Annotated in this window: 27 protein-coding genes; 19 read left to right on the forward strand and 8 right to left on the reverse strand. The window is 59.7% G+C overall.

All coding sequences use genetic code 11. From position 1 onward, the window contains the following. Nucleotides 1-95: 95 nt before the first annotated feature. Together G6K99_RS19205 and G6K99_RS19210 are read right to left on the reverse strand one after the other, a co-directional pair. On the reverse strand, nucleotides 96-1,280 hold the full coding sequence (locus G6K99_RS19205; RefSeq protein WP_244631536.1) for a glycosyltransferase family 4 protein: 1,185 nt from the start codon (nucleotides 1,278-1,280) through the stop codon (nucleotides 96-98). A 118-nt stretch (nucleotides 1,281-1,398) separates the two neighbouring features. After that, on the reverse strand, nucleotides 1,399-2,694 hold the full coding sequence (locus G6K99_RS19210; RefSeq protein ID WP_174197510.1) for an O-antigen ligase: 1,296 nt from the start codon (nucleotides 2,692-2,694) through the stop codon (nucleotides 1,399-1,401). Nucleotides 2,695-2,902: 208 nt separating this feature from the next. On the opposite strand from G6K99_RS19210, the gene G6K99_RS19215 reads away from it, so the two are divergent. From G6K99_RS19215 to G6K99_RS19235, 5 genes are all read left to right on the forward strand, one after another. Next, the gene (locus tag G6K99_RS19215) at nucleotides 2,903-4,438 is read left to right on the forward strand and encodes a GumC family protein (protein WP_062458979.1); all 1,536 of its coding nucleotides are present in this window, start codon (nucleotides 2,903-2,905) and stop codon (nucleotides 4,436-4,438) included. Between the two features lie 229 nt (nucleotides 4,439-4,667). Continuing rightward, on the forward strand, nucleotides 4,668-5,603 hold the full coding sequence (locus G6K99_RS19220; protein ID WP_174197511.1) for a hypothetical protein: 936 nt from the start codon (nucleotides 4,668-4,670) through the stop codon (nucleotides 5,601-5,603). Nucleotides 5,604-5,666: 63 nt separating this feature from the next. Beyond that, nucleotides 5,667-6,746, forward strand: a complete 1,080-nt coding sequence (locus G6K99_RS19225) for a GNAT family N-acetyltransferase (RefSeq protein ID WP_174197512.1) — start codon at nucleotides 5,667-5,669, stop codon at nucleotides 6,744-6,746. Beyond that, nucleotides 6,736-8,094, forward strand: a complete 1,359-nt coding sequence (locus tag G6K99_RS19230; RefSeq protein WP_113110043.1) for a lipopolysaccharide biosynthesis protein — start codon at nucleotides 6,736-6,738, stop codon at nucleotides 8,092-8,094. The genes G6K99_RS19225 and G6K99_RS19230 overlap by 11 nt, the downstream gene beginning before the upstream one ends. A 109-nt stretch (nucleotides 8,095-8,203) precedes the next feature. After that, the gene (locus G6K99_RS19235) at nucleotides 8,204-9,241 is read left to right on the forward strand and encodes a dipeptidase (RefSeq protein ID WP_174197513.1); all 1,038 of its coding nucleotides are present in this window, start codon (nucleotides 8,204-8,206) and stop codon (nucleotides 9,239-9,241) included. Nucleotides 9,242-9,340: 99 nt separating this feature from the next. On the opposite strand, the gene G6K99_RS23440 is transcribed toward G6K99_RS19235, so the two are convergent. Together G6K99_RS23440 and G6K99_RS19240 are read right to left on the reverse strand one after the other, a co-directional pair. After that, nucleotides 9,341-9,466 (reverse strand): hypothetical protein, encoded by a 126-nt coding sequence (locus tag G6K99_RS23440; RefSeq protein ID WP_256413830.1) that lies wholly within the window; start codon nucleotides 9,464-9,466, stop codon nucleotides 9,341-9,343. Nucleotides 9,467-9,558: 92 nt separating this feature from the next. After that, on the reverse strand, nucleotides 9,559-9,867 hold the full coding sequence (locus G6K99_RS19240) for a helix-turn-helix domain-containing protein (RefSeq protein ID WP_062458994.1): 309 nt from the start codon (nucleotides 9,865-9,867) through the stop codon (nucleotides 9,559-9,561). 75 nt (nucleotides 9,868-9,942) lie between these two features. On the opposite strand from G6K99_RS19240, the gene G6K99_RS19245 reads away from it, so the two are divergent. The 6 genes from G6K99_RS19245 to mnhG are packed head-to-tail and all read left to right on the forward strand — an operon-like array spanning nucleotide 9,943 to nucleotide 15,943. Beyond that, complete coding sequence (locus tag G6K99_RS19245; RefSeq protein ID WP_113110280.1) at nucleotides 9,943-12,864, forward strand: monovalent cation/H+ antiporter subunit A; 2,922 nt, start codon at nucleotides 9,943-9,945, stop codon at nucleotides 12,862-12,864. After that, nucleotides 12,864-13,202 (forward strand): Na+/H+ antiporter subunit C, encoded by a 339-nt coding sequence (locus tag G6K99_RS19250; RefSeq protein WP_062458996.1) that lies wholly within the window; start codon nucleotides 12,864-12,866, stop codon nucleotides 13,200-13,202. Before G6K99_RS19245 ends, G6K99_RS19250 begins: the two co-directional genes overlap by 1 nt. After that, complete coding sequence (locus G6K99_RS19255; protein WP_062576429.1) at nucleotides 13,199-14,824, forward strand: monovalent cation/H+ antiporter subunit D; 1,626 nt, start codon at nucleotides 13,199-13,201, stop codon at nucleotides 14,822-14,824. The genes G6K99_RS19250 and G6K99_RS19255 overlap by 4 nt, the downstream gene beginning before the upstream one ends. Then, complete coding sequence (locus G6K99_RS19260; RefSeq protein WP_062459002.1) at nucleotides 14,824-15,300, forward strand: Na+/H+ antiporter subunit E; 477 nt, start codon at nucleotides 14,824-14,826, stop codon at nucleotides 15,298-15,300. The genes G6K99_RS19255 and G6K99_RS19260 overlap by 1 nt, the downstream gene beginning before the upstream one ends. Beyond that, nucleotides 15,297-15,578, forward strand: coding sequence for a K+/H+ antiporter subunit F (locus G6K99_RS19265; protein ID WP_062459005.1), 282 nt, complete (start codon nucleotides 15,297-15,299; stop codon nucleotides 15,576-15,578). The genes G6K99_RS19260 and G6K99_RS19265 overlap by 4 nt, the downstream gene beginning before the upstream one ends. After that, nucleotides 15,575-15,943, forward strand: coding sequence for a monovalent cation/H(+) antiporter subunit G (mnhG, locus tag G6K99_RS19270; protein ID WP_062459008.1), 369 nt, complete (start codon nucleotides 15,575-15,577; stop codon nucleotides 15,941-15,943). Before G6K99_RS19265 ends, mnhG begins: the two co-directional genes overlap by 4 nt. A gap of 36 nt (nucleotides 15,944-15,979) precedes the next feature. Here mnhG and G6K99_RS19275 read toward each other — a convergent pair whose 3' ends face one another. The 3 genes from G6K99_RS19275 to G6K99_RS19285 all read right to left on the reverse strand — a co-directional run bounded on the left by G6K99_RS19275 (nucleotide 15,980) and on the right by G6K99_RS19285 (nucleotide 18,368). Further along, nucleotides 15,980-16,693, reverse strand: a complete 714-nt coding sequence (locus G6K99_RS19275) for a GntR family transcriptional regulator (RefSeq protein WP_062576427.1) — start codon at nucleotides 16,691-16,693, stop codon at nucleotides 15,980-15,982. Between the two features lie 106 nt (nucleotides 16,694-16,799). Next, on the reverse strand, nucleotides 16,800-17,618 hold the full coding sequence (locus G6K99_RS19280; protein ID WP_174197514.1) for a sugar phosphate isomerase/epimerase: 819 nt from the start codon (nucleotides 17,616-17,618) through the stop codon (nucleotides 16,800-16,802). A gap of 9 nt (nucleotides 17,619-17,627) precedes the next feature. Further along, nucleotides 17,628-18,368, reverse strand: a complete 741-nt coding sequence (locus tag G6K99_RS19285) for an SDR family NAD(P)-dependent oxidoreductase (protein ID WP_174197515.1) — start codon at nucleotides 18,366-18,368, stop codon at nucleotides 17,628-17,630. A gap of 198 nt (nucleotides 18,369-18,566) precedes the next feature. Here G6K99_RS19285 and G6K99_RS19290 point away from each other — a divergent pair, with 198 nt between their 5' ends. Together G6K99_RS19290 and G6K99_RS19295 are read left to right on the forward strand one after the other, a co-directional pair. Next, nucleotides 18,567-19,265, forward strand: a complete 699-nt coding sequence (locus G6K99_RS19290; RefSeq protein ID WP_174197516.1) for a hypothetical protein — start codon at nucleotides 18,567-18,569, stop codon at nucleotides 19,263-19,265. Then, nucleotides 19,262-20,167: an NAD(P)-dependent oxidoreductase gene (locus tag G6K99_RS19295; protein ID WP_174197517.1), complete on the forward strand. Its 906-nt coding sequence runs from the start codon at nucleotides 19,262-19,264 to the stop codon at nucleotides 20,165-20,167. Before G6K99_RS19290 ends, G6K99_RS19295 begins: the two co-directional genes overlap by 4 nt. Here G6K99_RS19295 and G6K99_RS19300 read toward each other — a convergent pair. Further along, nucleotides 20,140-20,751 (reverse strand): TetR family transcriptional regulator, encoded by a 612-nt coding sequence (locus G6K99_RS19300; RefSeq protein WP_162734756.1) that lies wholly within the window; start codon nucleotides 20,749-20,751, stop codon nucleotides 20,140-20,142. The two genes, G6K99_RS19295 and G6K99_RS19300, sit on opposite strands and share 28 nt — an antisense overlap. Nucleotides 20,752-21,039: 288 nt before the next feature. Between G6K99_RS19300 and G6K99_RS19305 the strand changes: the two genes are divergently transcribed. The 6 genes from G6K99_RS19305 (at nucleotide 21,040) to G6K99_RS19330 (ending at nucleotide 25,804) form a co-directional block, all read left to right on the forward strand. Further along, entirely contained in the window at nucleotides 21,040-21,873 is an 834-nt protein-coding gene (locus G6K99_RS19305) for a transporter substrate-binding domain-containing protein (protein WP_113110036.1), read from the forward strand. 87 nt (nucleotides 21,874-21,960) lie between these two features. Continuing rightward, on the forward strand, nucleotides 21,961-22,401 hold the full coding sequence (gene aroQ / locus G6K99_RS19310) for a type II 3-dehydroquinate dehydratase (protein ID WP_174197518.1): 441 nt from the start codon (nucleotides 21,961-21,963) through the stop codon (nucleotides 22,399-22,401). Continuing rightward, a complete protein-coding gene (locus G6K99_RS19315) occupies nucleotides 22,398-23,459 on the forward strand; it encodes a Gfo/Idh/MocA family protein (protein WP_174197519.1) in 1,062 nt (353 codons plus the stop codon). The genes aroQ and G6K99_RS19315 overlap by 4 nt, the downstream gene beginning before the upstream one ends. Next, entirely contained in the window at nucleotides 23,456-24,280 is an 825-nt protein-coding gene (locus G6K99_RS19320; protein WP_174197520.1) for a sugar phosphate isomerase/epimerase, read from the forward strand. The genes G6K99_RS19315 and G6K99_RS19320 overlap by 4 nt, the downstream gene beginning before the upstream one ends. Further along, nucleotides 24,277-25,104 (forward strand): aldo/keto reductase, encoded by an 828-nt coding sequence (locus G6K99_RS19325; RefSeq protein ID WP_174197521.1) that lies wholly within the window; start codon nucleotides 24,277-24,279, stop codon nucleotides 25,102-25,104. The genes G6K99_RS19320 and G6K99_RS19325 overlap by 4 nt, the downstream gene beginning before the upstream one ends. 37 nt (nucleotides 25,105-25,141) lie before the next feature. After that, nucleotides 25,142-25,804, forward strand: coding sequence for an amino acid ABC transporter permease (locus tag G6K99_RS19330; protein WP_062459040.1), 663 nt, complete (start codon nucleotides 25,142-25,144; stop codon nucleotides 25,802-25,804).

The raw sequence follows: 25,804 nt of genomic DNA on the forward strand, positions 1-25,804 counted from the left end.
GGCTAAACACGATACTTAGCTTTCGAACGATACTGCGTATTACTGGGATTTCCTTGGAAGTCGTGCGGTGCGGACGTTTTGCGCGGCGCATGACCTCAACTCGACGTCTTGAACGCAGAAGAGCGGCTGGGAGCCCCTTTTTCACCGTTGCTCTTGATGATGATCTTTGTGTACTCGCTGACCATCAGATTGAGAGAGTAACGTTCGGCGAGTTCGCGTCCCGATGCAGAGAGCCGGTCATACAGCGCCTTGTCTGCAAGCAGCAACTCGATGCAGCTGACGAATTTATCAGTGTTTTCGGCATCGACGAAGAGGGCGCAGGCGGATCGCTCCACCTGCAGGACTTCGCGCAGCACCGGCAGGTCGTTCGCAATGACAGGCACGCCTGCCTGCGCGGCCTCAACGGCTGCAAGCCCGAATGTCTCTGCGGCCGTCGGAAACGCGAAGACGTCGAGACACGCAAGGAAAGTCCCGATCTGCTCCGGGTTGACCTCTCCTGCGAAATGGACACGGTCTGCAACGCTAAGCGTATGGGCGAGAGCCTCGAGGCATTCTCTATGTGGGCCTTGGCCGGCAATGGCCAGGTGCAGATTTGGCAAATGCGGCAGCGTTGAGATTGCCAGATCAATGCGCTTCAGAGGATGCAACCGGGCGACCGTTCCCATGATCGTCACATCCTTGGGCAGATCGAAACAGTCCCTTGCCTTCTCTTTCGATAACCACGTGGTTTTCTGCGCAAAGCCATGCGGAATATGGACCAGCCGTTTGCGGTAGCTTCGTGCATAGGACTGGAAGTGATTCCAGGTCGCATGGGAGTTGACGGTTATCACGTCATAGAAACCAAGTGTGCCGAGGATGCGATCGGCCAGGCCAACAAAGCGGTTCACGGTTGCTGGCGAGGACACCTGATTTGCGACGATATAGGGAATGCCCATTGCCCGCCCGACAAGTGCACCGAGCACATTGCCGTAGTGCTGAAAGGTCAACATCGTATCCGGCTTGATCTTGCGCACGATGGAGAAAAAATTCCGCGCGAAGGCGAGACATTCGCCAAGGCTTTCAGGCCTGCGGGGTGCTGCAAAATGGACATTGGGGAAGTGATCGCAGCCATCGGTCTTCCGGTACAGGAAAAGATGGTGCGTTTCGTATTCCGGCACGCCCGTCAGTTGCCTACGCGAAAGCTCCAGGCCGAGAAGCCGCGAGATCTCCTGCGCGCCCGCCAATTCCGCCTGAGTTTGCAGAAAAAGCACACGCCTCGGCTGCCTGGCTCGGTTGGACAATTTCAACTCCTAATTGGTGGGGCAATAGTAGATTGTTCGTCTAAACAATAGGCTAACAGCATCGTTTCCAACAGTAACGATGATTTGTGCGGGTATCGTAAACGTACTATTTCACTTCTCACGTTGATGCCGGCAAACGACCGCGATGAACTCGGACGCCGCCATGCAGATAGGCTGCGTCTGCTTTTTGAAGTCCTGGATAGTGCTGGTACACTTGTCGCCTGATCGAGAAGACAAGGATGAGAAAGATGAAGATCAGGAGAGACGTCGACCGACCGATTTCGTTCTCGACGAGGTTGTTGACGGTGTACATGTTGACGTAGGCAAACGACAGGCCGATGAACTTGTCTCTGACATTTCCGACCGATACGACGAGCAGAAGATAGGTCGCTGACAGTGCTGCGAGAAACAGCAGGAAGCCGGCGATGCCGCCTTCGATGATGAGCGTGATATAGCCGTTGTGGAAGTTGTCGAGCACCCAGCCATAGACGCTTTTGAAGCTCGTCAGGCGTTCCGGAGTCCAGAAGCTGTCAAGGCCGAAGCCGAAGATCTCGCGTCCCTGCAATTCTCGGAAACCGTAGCTCCAGATCTTCATGCGGCTGTTGGTATCGACAGTGATGCCTGCAACGCCGATCTTGTCGGCATCAACCACGAACGTCGTCGAGACGAGATTGATGATCGGTATCGCCAACAGGAGACCGGTGAGCAGTGCTAGTCTCTGGAGGAGCTTTGGCAGTCTGGAAATCACAATCGATGCGACGCCCAGAACTGAAATAAGCTGGCCGCCGCGCGATCCTGCCATATAGACCGCGAGCAAGGCGATCCCGACCATTGCGATACGACCGACAAGCGCGCCCCATTGCGCGAGCGGCGTGTCGCGTTGGCGCAGGGGAAGACCAACGCCCGCGATCAGCGCGTAGGCCGCATATGCTGCGAGCCCGTTCTTTTGCCCGGCAATGCCGCGCCACTTTCCCGCATGCTCCCAGCTGCTGTCGACACCGATCGAGGGGACCAGCAGCGCGACCAGAACGCAGACCACGACGAAGGTGGAGAGCGCCGCGAACATGACCCGCAGCGACTGTTCGAGCGTCAGCGTGTTGGCGATCGCAAGCGACGTCACCAGCGCGTTGAAGATCAGGATTGCCTTGATGTAGCTGTCGGCACTTTGCACGCCCCACACCGCGGAAAAACTGACATAGAGCAGGAACGCTGCAAGCAGGGTGCATTCTATGCCGGAGGGGATCCTGAGCCCCACCTTGATAAACGCCACCACGACGATCCAGCCGGAGAGCATCAGGAAGACGAGATAACGGGCCTGCTCCGTCCAAGCGGGCAGCTTCAGCTCTTCGGCCGGCACCCACATGGAAAGAAGCAGAAGCAGGAACATGGCCGGTGCGATATAGCGATGCGCCATTTCAAAATCCGCCTCGTATCCGTTAATCCAAATGCCTCAAAGTCCCTACTCCTGAAACCCTTAAACCGGCATTAAGCGGCGGGTCGTCGGCAAGGTTATCCGTTCGATCGGTCAGGCTTGGCTTAAAACAATCTTAAGCACAGGCTGTGATAAATGCGGTGGAATGAGAGAGCCGGTGCTCTGCCATTAGCCGTGAGACGTGAACCGAATGCAGCCTCCATATCCAGCTCGGTCGAACAGCTCCGCACCTGAAGGGCTGACAAACTACCTTCAGATCGATCTGGGGCGGCTGGCCTATTGGCTGCGCCAAAAATTCCGCTGGATCGTCGCAGCTGCCCTCATCGGATTGGTACTTGCAGTTTCCTACACGGTCATTTCCAAGCCGCGTTATACGGTGACGAGCGAACTCGTCATCGATCCCGCCGGTCTGCAGATCGTGGGCGAAGAGACGGGTTCGCGCAACGACATGCGCGAAACGCTGCTCCTCAACGCCGACAGCAAGCTTCAAACCCTGCTGTCGCGCAACGTGCTTCTCCGGGTGATCGAAAAGCTCGATCTTACCAACGACATCGAATTCGTTCCAGCTGGCGGTTTTAGTCTGTTCAGCTTCGGTGGACCCGCGACGCCGGTCGATCCGAGAATCATCGCGCTGGAATCTCTCAACAAGAGACTTGCAGCCCAGCGGGATGAGAAATCCTTCGTGCTGTTCATGTCGGTCTGGACATGGGATGCCGAGAAATCCATTCGGATTTCGCAAGCGCTGATCGAGGAATTCAAGGCCGAACTCAATGCCGGCGATGTCGACGGCGCGAAGAGAACGACAGACTCGCTTCTTGCACGGCTCACCGAGCTGAAGAAGGGTGTCATCGAGGCCGAAGAGGCCGTCGAAACATTTCGGCGCGAAAGCGGCCTTCGCTCTTCGCAAGGCGAGCTTTCCAGCAGCCGTTCCATGGTCCAGGTCGACACCCAGTTGCGCGAGGCTCGCGAACGTCTGATCGCCGCTGACTCGCGCTACAAGCAAATGCTTGCCGGTGGCAACGATTCCCTCGCGATGCAGTCCGCAACGCTTGCCGCGCTGCGGGCCCAGTATTCGACCCTCAAGCAGGAAGCCGACGAGCAGTTGCTGACGTTCGGTACAAGGCATCCGAGGAGGGCCGCGGTTCAGTCGCGGCTGCAGTCGCTCGACCAGGAAATCGCCCGGGAAATGTCCCGGCTGACGCTTGCTGCCCGCAACGAATACGATCAGGCAAAGGCCGTTGTCGAAAAGCTCGAAGGTGAATCGAAGACCGTTTCTACCAGTGTGTTCTCGGATAACGATGCGCAGGTGCGTCTGAGGGAATTGTCGAGAGAGGCATCTGCGAGAGCCGCAGTCTACGAAGCCTTTCTCGGACGGGCGCGAATGGCAGCCGAACGTCAACAGCTTGATACGACCAATCTTCGTGTGATCTCTGCGCCTATTGCTCCGAGAGAGCGCAGCTGGCCGCCGAGCATCGCGCAGGCGGCCGTTTTCGGCGCCGCAGTTGGACTGACATTGGGTGCACTCGGCGTGCTCGCTTTCGGCATCGCGATGGATGTCAATCATCCGCAACGGGGGCCGGAACACGCCCGCACCGAGACGCTGGACGAAGACTATCCGAAAGAGATCGAGCGCAAGCCTGCACCGCGCACCGGTTCGTTGTTGTCGATGCTCCCGGACGAGCCATCGCCTGCGCCGCGCTCGTATCGGTGGAACCCGGACGCCTGATGGGTCGCAGTTCTGGCCGAGAGAATAGGGCGGATTTTAATGGTCGGCCTCACTCCATGTTAACCGATTTGAAAAGAACAAAGCCCGCGTTTACTCATCGCTGGCCGGAGTGCTGTATCTGAGAGCAAGGTCAGCCCTTCGCTTTATCTGTTCCAGCGAAGATATCCTGAAAGTATCAAGACCGATTGTCGACCCTTGGTGACGAACGGATGTTAGGGAGTGGATTTCAATGAATTCTATGCTCATGAACAAGGACATCATTGCCAACTGGGAAGACCGCCACGCGCGTTTGTTCGGCAATGAGATCGTCAAGCTCAATCATCGCCTCCTTGAAACCGGTCTGTTCTCGAGGGAGGCTGTCGGCAAGTTGATCGAACGCTGCCCGGATAGCGAGTTCGGGCTGGAATCCATGTCCGACGACATCACCAACCCATCGCGACTTTATGGCGTCCGCAACGGCATTTCGGGCGCTGAGGCACTCGCTGCAGTCGAAAAGGGCCGCATGTGGATGAACATTCGCCGCGTGATGGACTGGGCGCCGGAATATGGCCATTTGCTCGACACGATCTTTTCCGAATTCGCAGGCCGCATGCCGGGATTCGAGACATTCAAGCGCAACCTCGGTGTCCTCGTCTCGTCTCCCAACGCTAACGTCTTCTACCACGCCGATATCCAGGGCCAGTCGCTTTGGCAGATCGAGGGCAGCAAGCGCGTCTATCTTTACCCGCGCTCGGAAGTGTTTCTGCGCCCGATGCAGGTGGAGAAGATCCTGCTGCGCGAGACCGATGAAAAAATGCCCTACGAGACGTGGTTCGACGAATACGCGACGGCTGTCGATCTGCATCCGGGAGAAATGGTGACATGGCCGCTTTATGCACCGCATCGCGTACAGAACCATGATTGCATGAACATCTCCGTGACGATGGAGCATTGGACGAAGCAGATCTGGAATTCCTACGCGGTCCATTATGGCAACGGCGTGTTTCGCCGCACGCTCGGCGTGAAGGGCCTGTCGACCGAAAATTCGGGCCTGCATGTCTATCCGAAGGCGGTGGCTGCTTTTGCCTGGAAGAAGGCTGGGAAGCAGAAAAAGGGTGATGTCGTCGTCAAGCGCGATTTCAAGCTTGATGCATCGGCCGAAGGCGGTCGGGTCGCACTGAGCTGAGAACAGGACAAACTGCCGAAGACAATTCCCCGCCAGAGTACGATCGAGAAAAGCCCCGAAGCCATGAAAGTCACCGTAGAAGAGACGTTCGATTTTTCAGGGCCGGAATATCGCCGCCTCTATTCGGAAGGGAAGGGCACTGCCTTTCAGGCGCCGATGTGGCTCGACATGCTGCACCGGCGCCTCGGTCCTTCCCTGGGCGCGAAGCAGCGGACGGTGACGTTCCGCAACGAAGCCGACGACAGTCTCCTTGCCGTGCTTCCCCTCGTGATGCAGCGCTCATCCGGGGTGATGATAATGCAGCCTGCGGATTTCGGTATCAGCGACTACAACACGATCGTCTGCGACGCGGAGCGTTTCGAGCAGATCGCCGCATCACCGGCCGTTCTAAAGGCGTTGCGCGAAACGCTTCGCGGTGCCGACCTGCTGATGTTCCGCAAGGTTCGTGCCGATGGCTTCGACATCCAGCGTCTGTTCAAGGGGGCTCGCGAAAGCCGGGGAGAGAACTCTGCCTACGCGTTCGATATCGGCGACGATTTCGACCATTGGCGCCTAAAGGTGATGAACCGCAACTTCACCAAGAACCTTGGCAGGTTGCACCGACAGACGGAAGCAGCCTACGGCCCCTACCTGCACAAAGCCATTACGCACGAGCAGGAAATCCGCGCGGTCTTCGACTTCCTTCGGGAGGCGCGACAGGACCGTTATTCGGAGAACCTGCTGGATCGCCATGAATATTTCGATCTCTATCGTGATTATGCCGTCGCAGCGGCGGCTTCAGGAGAAGCTGTGCTCTACGTCAGCTATCTCGCTGGAGAACCTGTCGCTGCCCTGTTCGGGCTGGCAGGCGACGGCGAGTTTCACGCAACGCTGCTTGCATCCGACATCAAGAAGCATCAGAAAATCTCGGCGGGAATGCAGATCCTTTACCGCGTCGCACAGCTGCGCCACCAGGACGGCCACAGAGTAATGGATCTCTGCCTCGGCGATCCCGGGTACAAAACGCATTTTCGCCCGACGGAAACGACGATGCGCAATATCACCGTAGCCCTGTCTCTCAAGGGAGCTGCGGTCGCTGCCATTTATCACCATGCGAAACCGCTCAAGAACTTCCTGAGAAAAGGGGTCGCCAATGTCCGGTGATGCATCCGACCACGTGGCGCCCGCTGCCCACCGCACCTTTGCCGGTCGGATCGGCGCGCTTATCCGCCGGCCGGATATCGGCGGGATGGCTGTCGTCGTCGGCGTCAAGATCGGCATGGTTTTGCTCAACTTCGCGCTGATCACGCTTGCTGCTCGGCTTCTCGATCCCGAAGCGTTCGGACACTACTCGATCCTCTACTCCGCAGCGGGGCTGCTTTGCATCGTGGCAGCCGCCGGACAGGAGCCGTTCGTGCTGCGGATGTGGAACGAGATGACGGCGGCAGGCAATGCGGCGAAGCTGAAAGGCGCGCTCTACTTCACGCTGCTTCTGTCGCTCAGCGGCACCGTTATCGTCGCGATCGGTCTGTATTTCTGGGCTTCCGCATTGGTCGATGGCCAGACAGCAATAACCTGCGTCATCTATATGATGATCGTCTCCGTGCTGCAGATCTGCATGCATCTCGTGCGAACCGAGATCGGCGTTGCCTCGGGAGACGGCGCGGGCAACGCCATTGTGGGGAGCGTGCCCGTCCTCTATCTGCTCGCCTGTCTCTTCAGCGGGACACGCCCGGATACGGCCCATCTCTTCCTGGCCTTGGCAGTTGGAGCAGGTGTTGCTCTCCTTCTGCAGCTCTATCTCATCCGCGGACGAATCCTGCATCGTTTTCCGGACTTTAACCGTATCCGTGCGGTTGCGGACTACCGGCTATGGCTTCCGCGATCGGTCCGCTTCTGGCTCGCGACGTCTCTCGAAGCTACTAATCAGTACATAGACGTGATCATCATCGGCTATCTGATGGACCCGGTAATCGCAGGGGCCTATTTCGTGACCGTCCGCCTCGCCAATCTGTTTGCGGCTGCCGCAGATTCTGTCAATCTCTTCGGAACGCGCCATCTCCCGGGGCTCTACTATCGCGGAGAACAGCGGGCCCTCAACAAGATGCTCGATAGCCTTGCCTGGATAACCCTTGCCTTCAGCGCGATCGGCCTGATCGGCATTCTGGTAGGCGGCTATTTCGCCCTTCTGCTGATAAACGAGCCCTATGCTGCGTATTTCCCGGAACTGCTGGTCCTCTGCCTCGGCACTGCGGCGCTCGGAACGACGAGGCCCTCTGTGATCATGCTGCTTCTGGCAGGCCACGAAGGCCGCTATCTACAGATCATGGCCGTGTGCGTCGTGGTGCGGATTGCCGGCTTCTTCCTGTTCGTCCCGCATTTCGGGGTGATGGGCGCCGTTGCGACGACCGCTGCCGCTTTCGCACTTCAGTCGATCGTCTTGCGCATTGCGGACAAAGCCCTGACCGGGTTCGACTCGTCGATGTTCCGGCTTCTCTTGAGGCGGGCATGATAAAAGGGCTGCAACGAATTCTTTCCGCTGTGTCTCGCGGGTGTATTTCGGAGCCGGAGATCCTATCTAGAAGTCTTCCGCATCATGATTCCCCAGGACTTTTCCACAGATGACGAACTCTCCCGTTCCGGTTTTCGACGGTCATAACGACGTGCTCTTGCGTCTGCGCCTCAGCGACGCGAAGGATCCTGTCGGTGACTTTCTGGACGGGCGGAAGGATGGTCATATCGATCTGCCGCGAGCCCGCGAGGGTGGATTGGCCGGGGGTCTCTGCGCCATCTATGTGCCGTCGCCGTCCATGGCAAAGGACCAGAACGGCGATTTTCCGACCCCGGCTCAACCCGAGGCGCTGAACCAGACCATCGCCATGGCTCGGATCCTGTTGGATATCGAGCGCCGTTCCAACGGCGGGGTCAAGGTCTGTCGGACTGCGGACGATCTCCGCCGCTCGATTGCAACGGGCAGCTTTGCCGCTGTGATGCATATCGAGGGCGCCGAAGCAATTGCCGGGGATCTCGATGCGCTTTACGTGCTTCACCAAGCGGGCTTGCGAACTCTTGGTCCCGTCTGGAGCCGTCCGAACATCTTTGCCTATGGCGTTCCGTTCAAGTTCCCGTCAACGCCGGATATCGGCCCGGGCCTGAGTGACGCCGGACGAGACCTGATTCGTGCGTGCAACGACCTCAGGATTATGGTCGATCTGTCGCATTTGAACGAGGCCGGTTTCTGGGACGTCGCAAAAATCTCGAAGGCGCCGCTTGTCGCATCCCATTCCAATGCGCACGCGCTCTCTGCGCACAGCCGAAACCTCACGGACCGCCAGCTCGACGCGATCCGCGATACAGGCGGGCTCGTCGGCATCAATTTCGGTGTCCTGTTCTTGCGCGACGACGGGCGCAGAGACGAAAGCACGAGCCTCGATGTGCTTGTGCGGCACATTGACTATATCGCCGAGCGGATCGGAATCAATCACGTCGCGCTAGGCTCGGATTTCGACGGTACGACCGTGCCTTCGGACTTAAAAGATGCAAGCGGCCTTCCGCGCCTGATCGAAGCCCTGCGTAACCAGGGCTTCTCGGACGAGGATATCGCGAAGATCTCATTCGAAAACTGGATCGACGTGCTGGACCGAAGCTGGGCTGCGTGAGCGGCACAAAGCAGCCGCCGGCAAATGTGCGAAACGTTGAAAGCGACCTGACCCGGCGTCAGACGCCAGCGCGAGTTTCTCAAACGCCTGAGAGATGCATTAGCGTGCCATCGCGTATTTGTAGGGTTGGCCGCGTTCCAGGGTGCTGCCCGACGGCAGGACGTAGGAAGCCGCGACGGCTAGGCTCACGACTGCGAACGATGCGGAAAGCAGAGCAATTTTCATGTGATAATCCCTCCCTCACATGTAGGGAGAAAGCTCTTGGCGCGAATTTGGTTCCCGGGGTCAGAAATGGTTTGCGGTGCCGATCGGCAGCCTCAGCATTCTTGCTTCTGTTCGCCGGGACAGATCCCAATTCCATTCTCGGTCACGACGAATGCAAGGCCCGCGCCTTCGAACGCCTGGCGCAGCTGAGCCTCGGTCGATCTGTGAATATCGTGTCGCTGGCCCTCGTAGTCGCGTACGGTGCTGCGCGACACGCCTGAGCGATCGGCAAGGTCCGACTGGGTCCAGTCGAGGAACCCTCGGGCCGCCCGGCAAAGCGCTGGAGACAATATACAAGTTTGCGCGGCTTGACCCATCGCTCTATTCTGCCCATATTGGTCAATACAAATCATATAGGTCAATTTTCGAGAGATTGCTAGTGGCGCGTATTGTGCGCTCTCAGGCCATCGAAACACACGAGGAACAGACACATTGGGATAACGCTGGGCCCATATTTCCTGCTTGTTCTTCTGGTTCTGCCGTTTGTCGGCAGTCTTGCTTCGGCATTTTTTCTGAAGACATCGTCGCGTGTACTCCCCTCCTGGACTGCCGGTGGGGTATCGCTTGCATGCCTTCTAATCGTCATTGCCTCCTACCCTTCGATCACGGAGGGCCAGGTTGTCCGCTTGACGTTCGAGTGGATCCCCCAGCTTGGGCTTGAGTTCAAGTTACGGCTTGATGGCTTTGCGTGGATGTTCGCGCTTCTGATCGCCGGCATCGGACTGCTGGTCGTCATCTATGCGCGATACTACATGTCCGAAGAGGACTCGGTTCCGCGCTTCTTCTCGTTCCTGCTGGCGTTCATGGGGGCCATGATGGGGATCGTGCTTTCCGGCAACGTCATCCTCCTCTCGATCTTCTGGGAACTGACGAGCATCTTCTCGTTCCTGTTGATCAGTTACTGGCACAACAGTTCCGCTGCCCGCGATGGTGCGCGTATGGCCCTGACGGTGACCGGCATCGGTGGGTTCTGCCTTCTCGTCGGCCTCCTGCTTCTCGGCAATATCGTCGGAAGCTACGACCTCGACAAGATCCTGGAGGCAGGCGACGTCATTCGTGCGCATTCCCTCTATGTCCCGGCACTCGTCTTCGTCCTGCTCGGCGCTCTGACAAAAAGCGCGCAGTTTCCGTTCCATTTCTGGCTGCCGAACGCGATGGCAGCGCCGACGCCGGTATCGGCCTATCTCCATTCTGCGACCATGGTAAAGGCCGGGGTCTTTCTCCTGGCGCGCATGTCTCCGGCGCTGTCCGGCAGTTACGAATGGTTCATTCTCGTCGGTGCGGCCGGCATGATCACGCTTCTGCTGGGCGCATACTTCGCGATGTTCCAGCAGGATCTGAAGGGTCTGCTCGCCTATTCCACGATCAGCCATCTCGGCCTGATCACCACGCTGCTCAGCCTCGGGAGCCCGCTGGCAACGGTCGCTGCGATCTTTCACATGCTGAACCATGCGACGTTCAAGGCGTCGCTGTTCATGGCAGCCGGTATCATCGACCACGAGACCGGTACGCGTGATATGCGAAAATTGAGCGGACTGTTCCGGTTCATGCCGATTACCGGCACACTTGCCATGGTCGCCAGTGCGGCGATGGCGGGCGTCCCGCTTTTGAACGGCTTCCTGTCGAAGGAGATGTTCTTCGCAGAAGCGGTCGAGACCCACGCGGACTCGTTCCTGGACCGCATTCTTCCTTACGTCGCCACTCTCGCCGGTGCGTTCAGCGTCGCCTATTCGCTTCGGTTCATCCACACGGTCTTTTTCGGGCCGAAGCCAGTTGGTCTTCCCAAGGAAAAGCCGCACGAGCCGCCGCACTGGATGCTGTTCCCGATCGAACTTCTGGTCGTCGCGTGTCTGGTCGTCGGCGTCATTCCGGCGATCGCCGTTGGACCGATCCTGCAGGCGGCCGCGATGGGCGTACTCGGGCCGGATACGCCTGAATACAGCCTTTCGATCTGGCACGGCTTCAACCTTCCGCTCGTTATGAGCATCGTTGCTCTTGTCGCCGGCGCGCTGATCTACATCCTCCTTCGAAATTATCTTGCGCAGTGCAAAGACGGTGCGCCCGTGTTCAGACGCTTCCGCGGACAGCGCATCTTCGAGCGTATCCTCGTCGAAGTCTCATGGCGCTGGGCAAGGCTCGCGGAGCGGCGGATCGGTACCCGCAAGCTGCAGCCGCAGTTGCGCTGGGTCGTGTTCACCGGCTTTGTCGCAGGTCTCCTGCCGCTCTGGCTCTCCGGGTTCGAGCCGCGGCCGTTCGTGTTCTCCGGGGTCGACAAGGCCTTCGCGGCCATCTGGCTGATTGGTATTTGTCTGGCGCTCGGCACCGCGTTTCTTGCGAAATATCACCGTTTGGCGGCGCTCGTCATGCTTGGCGGCGTCGGGCTGATCGTCTGCGTCACGTTCGTTTGGTTGTCGGCGCCTGATCTCGCGATCACGCAGCTTCTGGTCGAGATCATCACGACGGTACTGATCCTTCTCGGCCTACGCTGGTTGCCGAAGCGGAACGAAATCAATGATGCACCGATTACCGTCCGCGCCCGGCTGAGACGCTTCCGGGATCTTGCGCTCGCCGTTTTCTGCGGTGTCGGCATGACCTTCATATCCTATGCGGTGATGACGATGCCGGTGCCGGACGCTATCGCTACTTACTTCCTGGAAAACGCTTATTCGCAGGGCGGAGGCCGCAACGTCGTCAACGTGATCCTGGTGGACTTCCGCGGCTTCGATACGTTTGGCGAAATCGCAGTTCTCGGCGTGGTGGCGCTCACCGTCTATGCGCTGCTTCGCCGTTTCCGGCCGGCCGACGATACGATGGCGATGCCCGAACAGCAGCGGGCACAGAACCGCTTCGACGAAGAGCGGCCGGATCGGTCTGCGGGCGATACGGCTCGGGACTACATGCTGATCCCGTCGGTCATCATGCAGTGGCTCTTCCCTGTCATCATCATGTTCGCTGTCTATCTGTTCCTGCGTGGTCACGACATGCCGGGCGGCGGGTTCTCGGCAGGCCTGACGCTGTCGCTCGCCTTCCTGCTGCAGTATCTGGCCGGCGGAACACGCTGGGCAGAAGATCGGATCCGAATTCTGCCGCTGCGCTGGATGGGTGCTGGTCTTCTGACTGCCGCCTTAACGGGTATTGGAGCCTGGGCTTTCGGCTACCCGTTTCTCACCTCGCACTTCCAGTATATCGAGCTCCCGCTTGTCGGAAAAATGCCGGCGGCAACGGCATTGCTGTTTGATCTCGGCGTCTTCTCGCTCGTCGTTGGCTCGACGGTTCTGATCATGGTGGCGTTGGCGCACCAGTCGATCCGCATCAATCGCCTGCGGGCAATCGATGCAGCAAAGACTAAGGAAACCTGATGGAAATCATTCTCTCCATCGCCATCGGCGTCATGACCTTTTGCGGCGTGTGGCTCATCCTGCGCCCACGGACCTATCAGGTCATCGTCGGGCTTTCCCTTTTGGCCTATGCCGTCAACCTGTTCATCTTCAGCGTCGGCGGGGTGAAGACGAATGTGCCGCCGGTTCTCGTGGACGGCACGGCCACCGCAAGCCTTGCGGATCCGGTGCCCCAGGCACTTGTGCTGACGGCAATCGTTATCGGCTTTGCCACGACGGCACTGTTTCTGGTCGTGCTGCTCGCCTCCCGCGGCCTGACCGGCTCCGACCATGTTGACGGCAGGAGCGACCCGTCATGAACGGCTGGGCGCATCACCTCATCATAGCACCGATCCTGGTCCCGCTGCTTGCGGCGGCAGTGCTGTTGTTCATCGACGAACGACAGCGCGTTGCCAAGGCGATGGTCAGCCTGACGTCGGTGGTGATCCTCGTCTGCGTTTCGTTCGTGCTGTTTCGTATCGAGAGCGGTCCGAGCGATTTCGAAGGCGTCTACCTGCTCGGCAACTGGGCAGCCCCGTTCGGGATCGTGCTGGTGCTCGACGGGCTGTCGGCGATGATGCTGCTTCTGACGGCGCTGGTGGCGCTTGCGTCGCTCGTCTATTCGATGGCCCGCTGGCATACGGTCGGCGCCCATTTCCACACCATGTTCCAGCTGCTGCTGATGGGGGTGGATGGTGCATTCCTCACCGGCGATCTCTTCAACCTCTTTGTTTTCTTCGAGGTGATGCTGGCTGCATCCTATGGTCTGCTTCTCCACGGCTCGGGTCCGCTGCGGGTGAAGGCCGGCCTCCATTACATCGCCGTCAATCTTGCGGCCGCACTTCTCTTCCTGATCGGTGTCAGCCTGATTTACGGAACAGCCGGCACGCTGAATATGGCCGACCTTGCAGCGCGCATTCCGCAGATCGAGCCGGACCGACGCATGCTGATGGAAGCCGGCGCCGGCGTGCTTGGGATCGCATTTCTCATCAAGGCCGGCATGTGGCCGCTCTGCTTCTGGCTTCCGACCGCCTATAGCGCCGCTTCGGCACCCGTCGCGGGCGTTTTCGCGATCCTCAGCAAGCTCGGCATCTATGTCATCTTGCGGCTGATCATGCTGCTGTTTGAAACCGGGCCATCGGCCGGGTTCGGATCGACATTCCTGCTCATCGGCGGTATCGCGACAGTGGTGTTTGGAACGATCGGCGTGCTCGCGTCGCAGGCCTTGGGCCGGTTGGCCGGATATTCGGTTCTGGTGTCGTCCGGCACGCTTCTGATGGTGCTCGGCATCAACGATGGTGCGGTCTCGTCCGGCGCACTCCTCTATCTCGTGAGCTCGACCCTGACGATCAGCGCCTTCTTCATGCTGATCGAACTTGTCGAGCGTGGTCAGGATGCGGGCGCTAGCGTCCTCACCGTGACGATGGAAGCTTACGGCGACGCCGACGACGATGAGCCGCAAGAGGGCGACGGGGTCACGATGCCCGGGACGATGGCGATCCTCGGCATATGCTTTGCAGCCTGTGCGATCCTTCTGTCCGGTCTGCCGCCACTGTCTGGCTTTATCGCCAAATTCGCGATGTTGTCCGCGATGATGGGTACCGGCGCCATTGGCGTGCCGCCGACTGCTGCTGTCTGGACGCTCATCGTTCTCGTCATCCTGTCAGGCGTCGCAGCGCTTATCGCGATGACGCGTGTTGGCATCAGGACGTTCTGGAGCTCGATCGAGGGCACCGTGCCGCGGGTGCTGGTCATCGAGATCGTACCAGTCATGTTCCTTCTGAGCCTTACCCTTGTGCTGACGGTTCAGGCTGGACCTGCGATGCAGTACATGGACACGACGATACGGACCCTTGCCAGCCCGGAAAATTACATCAACGCCGTCAGAAACGCGACAGTCCTGAAGGGCGTCGCCGACAGCAACGGACAGGGAGGCGATTGATGTTTCCCTTCCCGATCCTTGCCGTCTTCCTGGTCCTCATGTGGCTGCTGCTGAACGGGTTCACGCTCGGCCACCTGATTATCGGCACGATGGTCGCAGTCTTTGCATGCTGGGCTATGGCTTCGCTGAGACCGGAGAAGCCGAGACTCGGCAAATGGTACCTTCTGCCGAAGCTTTTGGGGATGGTGCTCTACGACGTTGCAAAGTCGAACGCGCAGGTTGCCGCAGTCATCCTGAGGAGCGGTTCGCGGCGGCATAATCCGGCCTTCCTGACGATCCAGCTGCAGACGCACAACCATTTCTCGCTGGCGGTGCTCGCGATCGTTCTGACGAGCACGCCCGGCTCAGCCTGGCTGGAATACGATTCCAATGACAATACCGTGCTGTTGCATGTCCTCGATCTCGACGACGAGGCGAAGTGGCGCGATATGGTCAAGAACCGCTATGAAAAGCTCTTGATGGAGATCTTCGTATGAGTGCCATCATCGTCTTCACAGCTGTGGCTGTCGCACAATTGATGCTGGCTGCGGCCATGGCTATCGCCTCTGTGCGCATGTTCGGCGGCCCGAGGGCGCAGGACAGGATCATTGCCTTGGACACGCTCTACATCAACGCGATGCTGATGCTCGTCACGTTCGGGATCGGCACGGGTCGGGTCATCTATTTCGAAGCGGCGCTGGTGATCGGCATGCTGGGTTTCGTGGCAACCGTTGCGCTCGCCAAATTTCTGATGCGGGGTGAGGTGATCGAATGAGTGAAGCCACTGATCTGCCGCTCTGGGCCGCCATCGCGGTCGCGGTATTCCTGCTTGTCGGTGCGGCGCTGGCGCTAATCGGCGCCATTGGCTTTCTCCGGCTGCCGACGTTTTACGAGCGCATCCATGCGCCAACCCTCGGCACCAGCTGGGGTGTGGGCGGCGTCATGGTCGCGTCGATGATCTTTTTCTCCGTGACATCAGGTCGACCAATGATGCACGAGATCCTCATCGGGATCTTCGTCACGGTTACGACGCCGGCCACCTTCCTTCTCCTCGCACGCGCCGCGCTGCATCGAGACAGAGTTGAGAAGACGAAAGGCGTGCCGGAGAAACACCGCGCCGATATCGTAAACAACGATTGAGACGGATCTGTCCTGTGGTCCGGTCCGGTTGCGGGATTAGTCCGGCAGAAGGCCGATATGGTCGAGTTTCGCGCTGCGTGCGGCTCGTCCACCGGGAAGTCGTAGCGGCTCTTCCTCAATACCGTACCGAACCGCCATCATCAGGACATGGGTCCCAAGCATGTCCAGTCCTTCGGTGATCCGATTGCTTTCCAGAAGCTCCACGATGGCGATATGTTCAGCACTCGCATTTTTGCGCGTGGGCAGCGTGGAACGGTGCGATCGAAGTGCTGCGACCTTGCTCGACACGAGCTGGTAGGCGTTGAACAGATACGGATTGCCGCAATTCTCCAGCGATGCATCGTGGAAATGATCATCAGCGCGGGCGGATCGATGGTTGTCGCCCGCCTCGCACGCCGCCATCATGTCTTCGGCAGCTGCCCGCATCGCCTTTAACGTTTCATCGCGACGACGCGACATGGCGAGGCGAACTGCCTCGATCTCGATCGTCTTGCGGAATTCGCACAGGTTTTCCGTGTCTTCGCGGGTCGGCAGGAAGACGAAGCTTCCCCTTTGCGGACGCACATCGATGAGGCCCTGCTGTTCAAGGGTAGCGAAGGCTTCTTTCACGGGGCTCCGACTGACGCCAAGCGTGGTCGCCAGCTTGTCTTCCGACAGTGCGTCACCCAGCTCGAGCTCGCCATCGATGATGGCTCGTCTCAGCCTCTCGGTCACCCTTGCGCCCAGCGAGGATCGTGGTTTTGCATCCATTCCTACGGTCCCTTCCTTCCCGGAGCGGATCATACGCTCCGACGCGGCATAACCGAATTCTGTACGCGCCCTCAGGGAGTGAGGCAACATTCCCTGAGGGCGCTTGTCAGGTGGAGATCTCGTCGAGGAAGCGCCGCGTGGCAGCCATTCCTATTTCGGCGCGCTGCATGAAGCTGAGCGCCGCGTCTCCTTTATGCGGGGTCTCGACGCTGATTACGACATCTGCGGGCAGGGCGGCCATCAGATCCTTCAACCACAGGCCGCCGTCGCCTGGAAACATCCGGGCAGTGCGTGCCTCGGCAATGCAACCGGCGTTGTCTGCCGGTTGCTCGGCCGGCGCATCGCAAAGCTGGAGATACAGCGCCTGGCCCTTCGGCAGGCTTGCGACATCGGCGGGGCTGCCGCCGGAGCGTGACAGGTGCAGCGCGTCGATCAGAAGGCCGACATTGTTCCGGCCCGTCGCACTCGCCAGGCGGCTTGCATCATGGATGTTGGCAGTGGAACGCCAACGCATGAACTCGATCGCCATTTTGATGCCGTATTGCGCCGCCGCGTCGGCAATGCGGCCGAGATTGTCTGCTGCTCGGGAAAGATCCGGGTCCTCGCAGGTGATCTGCATGATCGGCATTGCGAATTCACCGGCAGTCTCGATCACCGGAAGCCAGGTTTTGATGTCCGTCTCCGGCAGGAGGGTGAACACCTCGCCGTCGTAGAACGACATGCCCGTGTCCGACGCCGCGGCGTTGATTTCGCGGATCAGCTTCTGGTTCCCAACGATTGGATGGGCAAGCTCCAGCCCGTGTGGAGCAATCAGCCGCAGGCTGACGAGATCGTAACCGCAGGCGGCTGCGATCCTGACGTTCTCGACCGGAGGACAACCGAACACGGTCAGATAGGCGAGCGAAAGGGGATGTTGCTTATACATTGTGCGACCTCAATACGTCGCGCGGCCGCCGGAGACGTCGAACACGGCGCCGGTCGAGAACGAGCATTCCTCAGACGCCAGCCAGTTGACGAGCGATGCGACTTCCTCCGCTTCGCCGAGGCGACCGACAGGGATCTTCGCTGTTACATAGGCTTTGAATTCCGGTGTCAGCTGGTTCATCATTTCCGTTTCGATCGCAGCCGGCGTCACGCAGTTGACGCGGATCTGCGTCGTTGCCAGTTCCTTGCCGATCGATTTCGTCAGGCCGATAACGCCCGCCTTCGAAGCGGAGTAGGCGACCGCGTTGGGATTGCCTTCCTTGCCGGCGATCGAGGCGATATTGACGATGCGGCCATAGCCGGTCTTCAGCATTTGCCGAACTGCCGATTGGCAGCAGTAGAATACTGCATCGAGATTGAGCGACATGACGAAGCGCCAGCCGTCATGCGGGTAATCAACGAATTTTTCGAGCGGGCCATTGTGACCGGCGCAGGTCACGAGAATGCCGAGCGGCCCGAGATCCGCGACCGCTTGCTCCGTGGCTGCCTCGACCGCGGCGGGGTCCATGACGTTGACCACATAACCCTTGGCGCCCGGAAGCTTGGCAGCAGCCTCTTCGACCCGTTCCTTGTTGATGTCCCATAGCGCGACCTTGTGGCCCTTGGCCGCAAGTCTTGCTGCGATCGGAAATCCGAGCCCGCCGGCCCCCCCTGTGACGATCGCAACGCGAGGTGTTTCCTGGTTCGCCATGTGTATCTCCTCCCTGGCATTACGACCCGTTTCCCAAGAGCCGCTTTCTTTTCGTTTGTCGTCTTCACGCGTTCGTATGGTTGAAACCTTGCGCTTGACATTTGTAGCATACTAACATTCTAGTGGCCTACATGGGTCGCAAATGACCGGCTTGTCAAGCGCTGAGGATGCAGGGCGAGTGAATGGGAGGAGAAGACGATGGGAATGAATGGCAACGCCTTTCTGGCGATCTGGCACGACATCGAAGAGGGCGGGCATGCCGAATATATCGAATGGCATACCCGCGAGCATATGCCCGAGCGCCTTTCGATCCCGGGCTTCAGAACCGGCAAGCGGCTGCATGCTCCTTCTGCCTCCCGCTATGTTTTCGGCACGGTCTATTCCGGGGAGACACTGGAGACATTCCGTTCCCCCGACTACCTCGAGCGTTTGAACAACCCGACACCCTGGACGACGGCTGTTGCGCCGAGTTTCCGTAATTTTCTGCGCGTCGCCTGCGAACGCATTGCTGGAGCCGGCCATGGTGACGGTGGCAGCATGGCGACGATCCGCTTCGATCTCTCGGGCGACGATGGCGAAACCCGGCTGCGGGCAAGTGCTCAGGCACTCGCGGACGCGATGCTCGCGGTGCGTGGTGTCTCCTGCGTCCACGTCGGTGTTTCCCGCAACGAGGTTTCGAGCGTCCGCACCAAGGAAACCGAGCTGCGGGCTGTAATGAACGAGACTGTCTTCGACGTCGTCGTTCTGGTCGAGGGGTCGTCGAGCGCAGGACTGCGGGCGGCCTTGCCCGAGGTGGAGCGGCTGGCAGTTGAAAGCGGCATCCTTCAAGCGCCGGTCACTGATATCTATGAGACCGCCTTCTCCCTCACGTCTGAAGATATGCGGGGCGCCACATGACCCGGATACTTGTTACGGGAGGCGCCGGCTTTCTGGGCGGCTGGATCCTCAAGGCGTTGAAGGCCGAAGGCCATGACGTGCGGATCTTCGATCGCTCGACCGACCGCCGCATATTGCGGGACATCGCTGGCGACGAAGCGGATCACGTCGAGTGGTTCGAGGGCGATATTACCGATGGCGCCGCGGTCAAATCCGCCGCCAAAGATTGCGCATCCATTATTCATCTCGCCGCTCTGTTGACGCCAGCCTGCAAGAACGACCCGGTGCTCGGCGCGACGGTAAACCTGATCGGCACGCTGAACGTGTTCGAAGCAGCCAAGGCTAACGGCATTGCGCGGATCGCCTATGCCAGCAGCGCTGCGGTCTTTGGCCCCGATGACGGCACGACGCCGCATCCGGTCACGCATTACGGCGCCTTCAAGCTTGCCTGCGAAGGAAGCGCTCGCGCGTACTGGGCGGATGCGGGCATCTCCAGCATTGGCCTTCGCCCGACGGTGGTCTACGGGCCGGGGCGCGAAAGCGGGCTGACGGCAGGCCCGACGCTTGCCTGCCGCGAAGCGGTTCTCGGCAATGCCTACACGATCGGCTATTCCGGCCCGCAGGATCTCGTTTTCGTCGCCGATGTCGCAGCGGCTTTCGCGGCGGCGGCAACACGGCCGTACGAGGGAGCACACGCGTTTTCGGTCGGTGGTGCCCGCGAAGACGTACCTGACGTGATTGCAGCTATCCGGGCTGAAATCCCCGGTGCGAACATCGATTTTGGCGGCCCAGCCGTGCCGATGGCGCCAGACATCGCCGCCACCGACAACGAAGCTCTGCTAGGCGCCATACCCTTCACGCCGCTGGGGCAGGGCATATCGCAGACCATCGCCCACTACCGATCGATCGCGGGGAGGGGCTGATGACCGTCCGCAGCGACATATCGCAGGATCATGTCGGTCATGGTTTCCAGGCGTGCCTCGACCGCGTCTGCAGCCATGAGGTCGCGTCCGAACAGGACCTTCAGCGTGTGGCGATTGGAAACATAGGTAAAGCCGAGGGCGGAAATCGAGATGTAGAGATCGAGAGGGTCCACGCGTCGGAAAAGGCCCTTTGCGGCACCGATATCGAGGATCGTCGAGACCTTCGTCACGACCGAGCTGTTAAGCCCCTTCATGTCGCCGGCCGACTGCAGATGCGCTGCGCCGTGCAGGTTTTCGGTGTTGATCATTCGGACGAAGGCGGGGTTGTCGATATAATACCGGAAGGTAAAGGCGATCAGCGCCTTCATCGCACCGACGGGATCTTCCGGATCGAGCACGAGCGCGTCTTCGGCACTGCGGATGCCGGTGTAAAGATGCTCCATCGCGGCAAGGTAGAGATCCTCCTTGCTGCCGAAGTAGTGGTAGACCATCGCCTTGTTGGAATTCGCGCGCTGAGCGATGCGATCGACCCGTGCGCCACCGATCCCGTAGGTCGAAAATTCCGTGATTGCCGATTCCAGCAAAAAGCGTCTGCGTCTTTCCGGCGACCTTTGGCCTGGGTCAAGACTCGTATCAGCGGACATGTTTTCGGTGGTCGTCATATCAATTCCTCGGCCTCGCGGCCCCGTTACCACAGCAGGCAACAGGGAGCAGCGGCTTAAGTGTAAGCAATCAATCCGCGAGCAGGAATAGCACGTCGATTGACATCAACCAACTGGTTGGTTAATTGAATTACGGGTATTTCCGTTTGGGTTGCGAAGAGGAGTCGCCGCCCAGGCATCAAAAGGCATCAACCCTGAGGAGGACATTTCATGCCAGGCAAATTTTCATTCCGCACACTCGCATTGACGCTGGTTGCGGGCGTCAGCATGGCGCTCGGCGCGTCAGCCGCCCATGCGCAGGCTCTTGAGAAGATCAAGAGCGCCGGCGTCATCCGGGTCGGCGTCATGGGCGAACAGGCACCATGGGGCTCGATCGACGCCAGCGGCCAGAACATCGGCTATGACGTCGACGTGGCCAAGCTGATCGGCGAGGAAATGGGCGTCAAGGTCGAGTTCGTACCGAACGCCGTCTCGGCCCGCATCCCGAACCTTCTGACCGGCAAGGTCGATCTGCAGATGGCCGTCATGGGCATGTATCCGGATCGCGCCAAGGCCGTGCAGTTCACCAAGCCTTATGCAGGCCTGAAGATCATTCTTTTGTCGAGCGCCAAGAACAAGATCACCACGATCGAGGACGCGAAAAGCCTGCGCATCGGCGTGCCACGCGGCGCGGCACAGGACAAGGCGATCACCACCCTTCTGGGTGACGTTCCCAACATCCGCCGCTTCGACGACGACAGCTCCAACATCCAGGCGCTCGTCTCCGGCCAGGTCGATGCGATCGGTGGCAACACGACCTACAAGATCAATCTCGACCGGGCATCGCCAGGCAACGACTACGAACAGAAGCTGGTCTTCAACGAACAGTGGATGGGCGTTACCACCAAGCTCGGCGACAAGGAAATCAACGACTGGCTGAACAAGTTCATCGACAAGATCAAGGCCGATGGCCGTCTCGAAGCGATCAACAAGAAGTGGCTGGCCGCAGACGCGCTTCCGAATTTCCCGGAAAAGCTCGAAGGCATCCCCTTCACCGTACAGTAAATAGTTAGCGTCAATTCCACGACCGCATGACGAAACGGGGCGCGCAGCCGCGATTGGAAAAGCGCGCCCCGATCTGCAGCAAAAGGCATGGACATGCGCACGATCTTTATTCTGAACGGACCCAATCTCAATCTTCTCGGTCAGCGCGAGCCGGATATCTATGGCCGCACGACGCTCGACGAAATCCGTGGCTGGTTGGAAGCGGATGCTGCCGAACTCGGCGTCGCGATCGATTTCCGCCAGTCGAATTTCGAAGGCGAGATCATCGAATCCATTCATGCGGCGCGCCATGATGCCGCCGGCATCATCATCAATCCGGCGGCCTATACGTTCACGTCGATCGCTATCCTTGATGCGCTGAAGACCTTCGACAAGCCGAAGATCGAGCTGCACATTTCCAACGTGCATCAGCGCGAGGAAATCTATCACAAGTCGCTCGTCTCCAAGACCGCGACGGCAGTCATGGCAGGCTTCGGCGCCTACGGCTATCGCCTCGCTCTGCGGGCCATGGCGGAGATGACGCAATGACCCGCATCGGTCTGATGGGTGCCGGTCTGATCGGCCGCGAACATGCCGACCTCCTGGTGTCCAACCGCCGCGCCGAGTTAGCCGCGATCTGCGATCCGTCGCCCGCCGCAGCCGAACTCGCGGCGCGCCTCTCCGTCCCGTACTTTACCGATTACGATACCATGCTCGATGACGCCAAGCCCGACGGCGCCATCATTGCGCTGCCGAACAATCTTCATACACCGGCCGCTCTCGCCTGCATCGAGCGCGGCGTGCCCTGCATGATCGAGAAGCCGATTGCCGAAAGCATCGCCTCGGCTGCCCGCATCGTTGAGGCGTCGGAACGAAGCGGGGTGGCCGTCCTTGTAGGCCACCAGCGCCGCCACAGCCCCGACATCCGGTCCGCCAAACGCGCCATCGACGCTGGAGAGCTCGGACCGTTGGTCGCCGTCAGCGGCATGACCCTGTTCGACAAGCCGGACGACTATTTCAACACCGAATGGCGCCGCAAGCGCGGCGGTGGCGTGTTGTTGATCAACCTCATCCACGACATCGACGTCCTGCGCTATCTGGTCGGCGAGATCGAAAGCATCCGCGCCTTCACATCCTCGGCCCGCCGCGGTTTTGAGGTCGAAGACACCGCAAGCATTTCGATCCGCTTCGTCAACGGCGTGCTCGGCACATTCCTGATCTCGGACGCAGCCGTCAGCCCCTGGGCCTGGGAATATACGTCCGGGCAGGCGCTCTATCATCCGGCACAGCCCGGTCCCTCCCTTTTCCTCGCCGGACGAAAGGCAGCACTGTCTGTCTCCGACATGTATTTGTGGCGGCACGCGGAAGAAAACGATCACTGGCAGCATCCGCTGGTTCGCGAATACCGCCCCGGCGATGGCTCGCTCACCTATGTCAACCAGCTTGACCACTTCGTGGATGTGATCCGTGGCGAGGCAAAGCCGCTGATCAGCGCGCGCGACGGGATGTCGACGCTTGCCGCGACGCTTGCGGTCGATCTCGCCGGCCGCGAGGATCGCACGGTGACGCTCGCTGAAATGCTAGCACCGGCAAAGGTGGCGGCATGAAACGTAAGTGGTCCCTCTCTTTCCTGACCGGACTCGGCGTTGCACCGGAAGAAGCGGTGCGTGCGGCGGCTGAGGCCGGATACGACTATCTCGGTCTGCGCCTGATGCCGGCCTTTCCGCGTGGCCTTGCCTACCCGCTGATGGATGACCCGGCGCGGGTGAAATCCCTGATCAGCCTGATGGCCGACAGCGGCGTCGCAGTGTTCGATGTCGAGATGATCCGGATTTCGCCGGATTTCGATCCGGAACCGCTGCTGCCGTTTCTTGAATGTGCCGGCCAGCTTGGCGCCCGCGCCATTCTTGTCGCCGGCGATGATGCCGATGAAGGGCGTCTGACGTCTTCGTTTGTCAAACTGTGCGAGGCGGCACATCCGTTCGGCCTGTCGATGGACCTGGAGTTCATGCCGCAATCCGAGCTGCGGGATCTCGCAGCCGCCACCCGCGTCCTGAGTGCTGCCGACCAGCCGAACCAGGGCGTGATCATCGATACGCTGCATGTCTCGAGGGCCCGCACGACAATCGAAGAGATCACTGCTGTGCCGCGCAAGTGGCTGAACTATGCGCAGATCTGCGATGCTCCAGCCAAGATCCCGGAGACGCGGGAAGAACTGAACTACACGGCCCGCCACGCGCGGCTTCTGCCGGGCGAGGGGGAGCTCGACCTTGCCGGCATGTTTGCGGCGATGCCGGCGGATCTGCCGGTCGCTGTGGAAATCCCCAACGACGAGCAATCGGCTGGCCTTTCCGCTGCAGAATGGGCCAAGCGAACGCTGATCGCGTCGCGCAGAATTCTCGAACCCGAATCCGACGAGGGCCAATGACCGGCTTGCAAATAAAGACCATCCAGGGCGTGGATATCCCGAGCCTCGGCCTCGGCACCTTCGAACTGAAGGGACCGGAAGGCGAGGCGGCGATCCGTACCGCCATCGAACTCGGTTACCGCCAGATCGATACCGCGATACGCTATGGAAACGAAGTCGAAGTCGGCAACGCCATTCGTGAGAGCGGCGTGGCACGGGGAGAGCTCTTCGTCACCACCAAGATCTGGTTCAACGATCTCGATCCGGAAACGGTCGCGGCCCGCGTTGAGGAGAGCCTGGAACGGCTGGGTTTCGACTATGTCGATCTGCTCCTTGTTCACTGGCCAACCAGGGACGTACCGCTCGGTGAAACGCTCGATGCATTCGCGCAGGCAAAATCCGAGGGCAAGACAAAGCTGATCGGTGTCAGCAATTTCACTGTGGCATTGCTCGACGAGGCGCTCGACGTCCACAAGGCAGAGCTGTTCTGCAATCAGGTCGAATACCATCCCTTCTTGTCGCAGGAAAAACTACTCGAGCGCATGCGGCGGGCAGACATGCTGCTCAATGCCTATCAGCCGATTGCGCGCGGCAAGGTGTTCAGCTCGAAGCTGCTGACAGAGCTCGGCGCGAAATACGGCAAATCGGCTGGCCAGATCACGTTGCGCTGGCATGTGCAGCAGGACCATGTCGGCGCCATTCCGCGCTCCGCAAAGGCCGAAAACATCCGGTCCAATATGGACATTTTCGATTTCGAACTGTCGTCGGAAGACATGGCTGCCATTCATGCGCTGGCGCGTGGCGAGCGTTATTCCCGCTTCGAATGGGAACCCGATTGGGACTGAGACGAGGCGATGGTTAAGGCAATGAGGGAGGTAGAACATGACACTTGATTTCAGCGTCGTGACCGATGTTTGGCAATCGCTGGTCTATGGCACGTTGGGAACCCTGTTCCTGGCCGTAGCCGGCATGATAATCGCAACCATCATTGGCGTGCTGGGCGTGGCGATCCTCAGAACGCACATGGTCATCCCGTCCTTCCTCGTCACGGCTTTCGTCGAGGTGATCCGCAACACGCCTTTCCTTGTGCAGATCTACTTCATCTTCTTCGCGCTGCCACTCGCCGGCGTCCGGCTTAATCCGACCATGACCGCGGTTCTGGCACTGGGGTTGAACGGTGGCGCCTATGCGATCGAGATTATTCGCGGTGGTGTAGAAAGCATTCCCAAGGGACAGACCGAAGCCGGGCTGGCGCTGGGTCTCCACAATCACGAAGTCTTCCGGATGATCGTGCTGAAGCCGGCGCTGCGGGCCATCTATCCCTCGCTGTCGAGCCAGTTCATCCTGCTGACGCTGACGACGGCGATCTGCACCTCGATTTCGGCCTACGAACTGACCTCGGTCGGCCAGCGTATCGAGGCTGAAACCTTCCGCAGTTTCGAGACCTATTTCACCCTGACCGGCATCTATCTCGTGATTTCGATGGTGACCATGTGGACGCTTGCCGCCATCGGCCGGCGTGCCTTCAACTATCCGCAGCGCTGA

Origin of the sequence: Neorhizobium sp. AL 9.2.2 (assembly GCF_013317225.1) — a bacterium.
Lineage (GTDB): Bacteria > Pseudomonadota > Alphaproteobacteria > Rhizobiales > Rhizobiaceae > Neorhizobium > Neorhizobium soli.

Coding starts and splice junctions, on each gene's coding strand:
- G6K99_RS19210 (WP_174197510.1), bottom strand. CDS start 2,694: ATGGCGCATCGCTATATCGCACCGGCCATGTTCCTGCTTCTGCTTCTT.
- G6K99_RS19220 (WP_174197511.1), top strand. CDS start 4,668: ATGAATTCTATGCTCATGAACAAGGACATCATTGCCAACTGGGAAGAC.
- G6K99_RS19225 (WP_174197512.1), top strand. CDS start 5,667: ATGAAAGTCACCGTAGAAGAGACGTTCGATTTTTCAGGGCCGGAATAT.
- G6K99_RS19215 (WP_062458979.1), top strand. CDS start 2,903: ATGCAGCCTCCATATCCAGCTCGGTCGAACAGCTCCGCACCTGAAGGG.
- G6K99_RS19325 (WP_174197521.1), top strand. CDS start 24,277: ATGACCGGCTTGCAAATAAAGACCATCCAGGGCGTGGATATCCCGAGC.
- G6K99_RS19265 (WP_062459005.1), top strand. CDS start 15,297: ATGAGTGCCATCATCGTCTTCACAGCTGTGGCTGTCGCACAATTGATG.
- G6K99_RS19250 (WP_062458996.1), top strand. CDS start 12,864: ATGGAAATCATTCTCTCCATCGCCATCGGCGTCATGACCTTTTGCGGC.
- G6K99_RS19260 (WP_062459002.1), top strand. CDS start 14,824: ATGTTTCCCTTCCCGATCCTTGCCGTCTTCCTGGTCCTCATGTGGCTG.
- G6K99_RS19230 (WP_113110043.1), top strand. CDS start 6,736: ATGTCCGGTGATGCATCCGACCACGTGGCGCCCGCTGCCCACCGCACC.
- G6K99_RS19255 (WP_062576429.1), top strand. CDS start 13,199: ATGAACGGCTGGGCGCATCACCTCATCATAGCACCGATCCTGGTCCCG.
- G6K99_RS19275 (WP_062576427.1), bottom strand. CDS start 16,693: ATGGATGCAAAACCACGATCCTCGCTGGGCGCAAGGGTGACCGAGAGG.
- G6K99_RS19305 (WP_113110036.1), top strand. CDS start 21,040: ATGCCAGGCAAATTTTCATTCCGCACACTCGCATTGACGCTGGTTGCG.
- mnhG (WP_062459008.1), top strand. CDS start 15,575: ATGAGTGAAGCCACTGATCTGCCGCTCTGGGCCGCCATCGCGGTCGCG.
- G6K99_RS19295 (WP_174197517.1), top strand. CDS start 19,262: ATGACCCGGATACTTGTTACGGGAGGCGCCGGCTTTCTGGGCGGCTGG.
- G6K99_RS19235 (WP_174197513.1), top strand. CDS start 8,204: ATGACGAACTCTCCCGTTCCGGTTTTCGACGGTCATAACGACGTGCTC.
- G6K99_RS19320 (WP_174197520.1), top strand. CDS start 23,456: ATGAAACGTAAGTGGTCCCTCTCTTTCCTGACCGGACTCGGCGTTGCA.
- aroQ (WP_174197518.1), top strand. CDS start 21,961: ATGGACATGCGCACGATCTTTATTCTGAACGGACCCAATCTCAATCTT.
- G6K99_RS19290 (WP_174197516.1), top strand. CDS start 18,567: ATGGGAATGAATGGCAACGCCTTTCTGGCGATCTGGCACGACATCGAA.
- G6K99_RS23440 (WP_256413830.1), bottom strand. CDS start 9,466: ATGAAAATTGCTCTGCTTTCCGCATCGTTCGCAGTCGTGAGCCTAGCC.
- G6K99_RS19330 (WP_062459040.1), top strand. CDS start 25,142: ATGACACTTGATTTCAGCGTCGTGACCGATGTTTGGCAATCGCTGGTC.
- G6K99_RS19280 (WP_174197514.1), bottom strand. CDS start 17,618: ATGTATAAGCAACATCCCCTTTCGCTCGCCTATCTGACCGTGTTCGGT.
- G6K99_RS19315 (WP_174197519.1), top strand. CDS start 22,398: ATGACCCGCATCGGTCTGATGGGTGCCGGTCTGATCGGCCGCGAACAT.
- G6K99_RS19285 (WP_174197515.1), bottom strand. CDS start 18,368: ATGGCGAACCAGGAAACACCTCGCGTTGCGATCGTCACAGGGGGGGCC.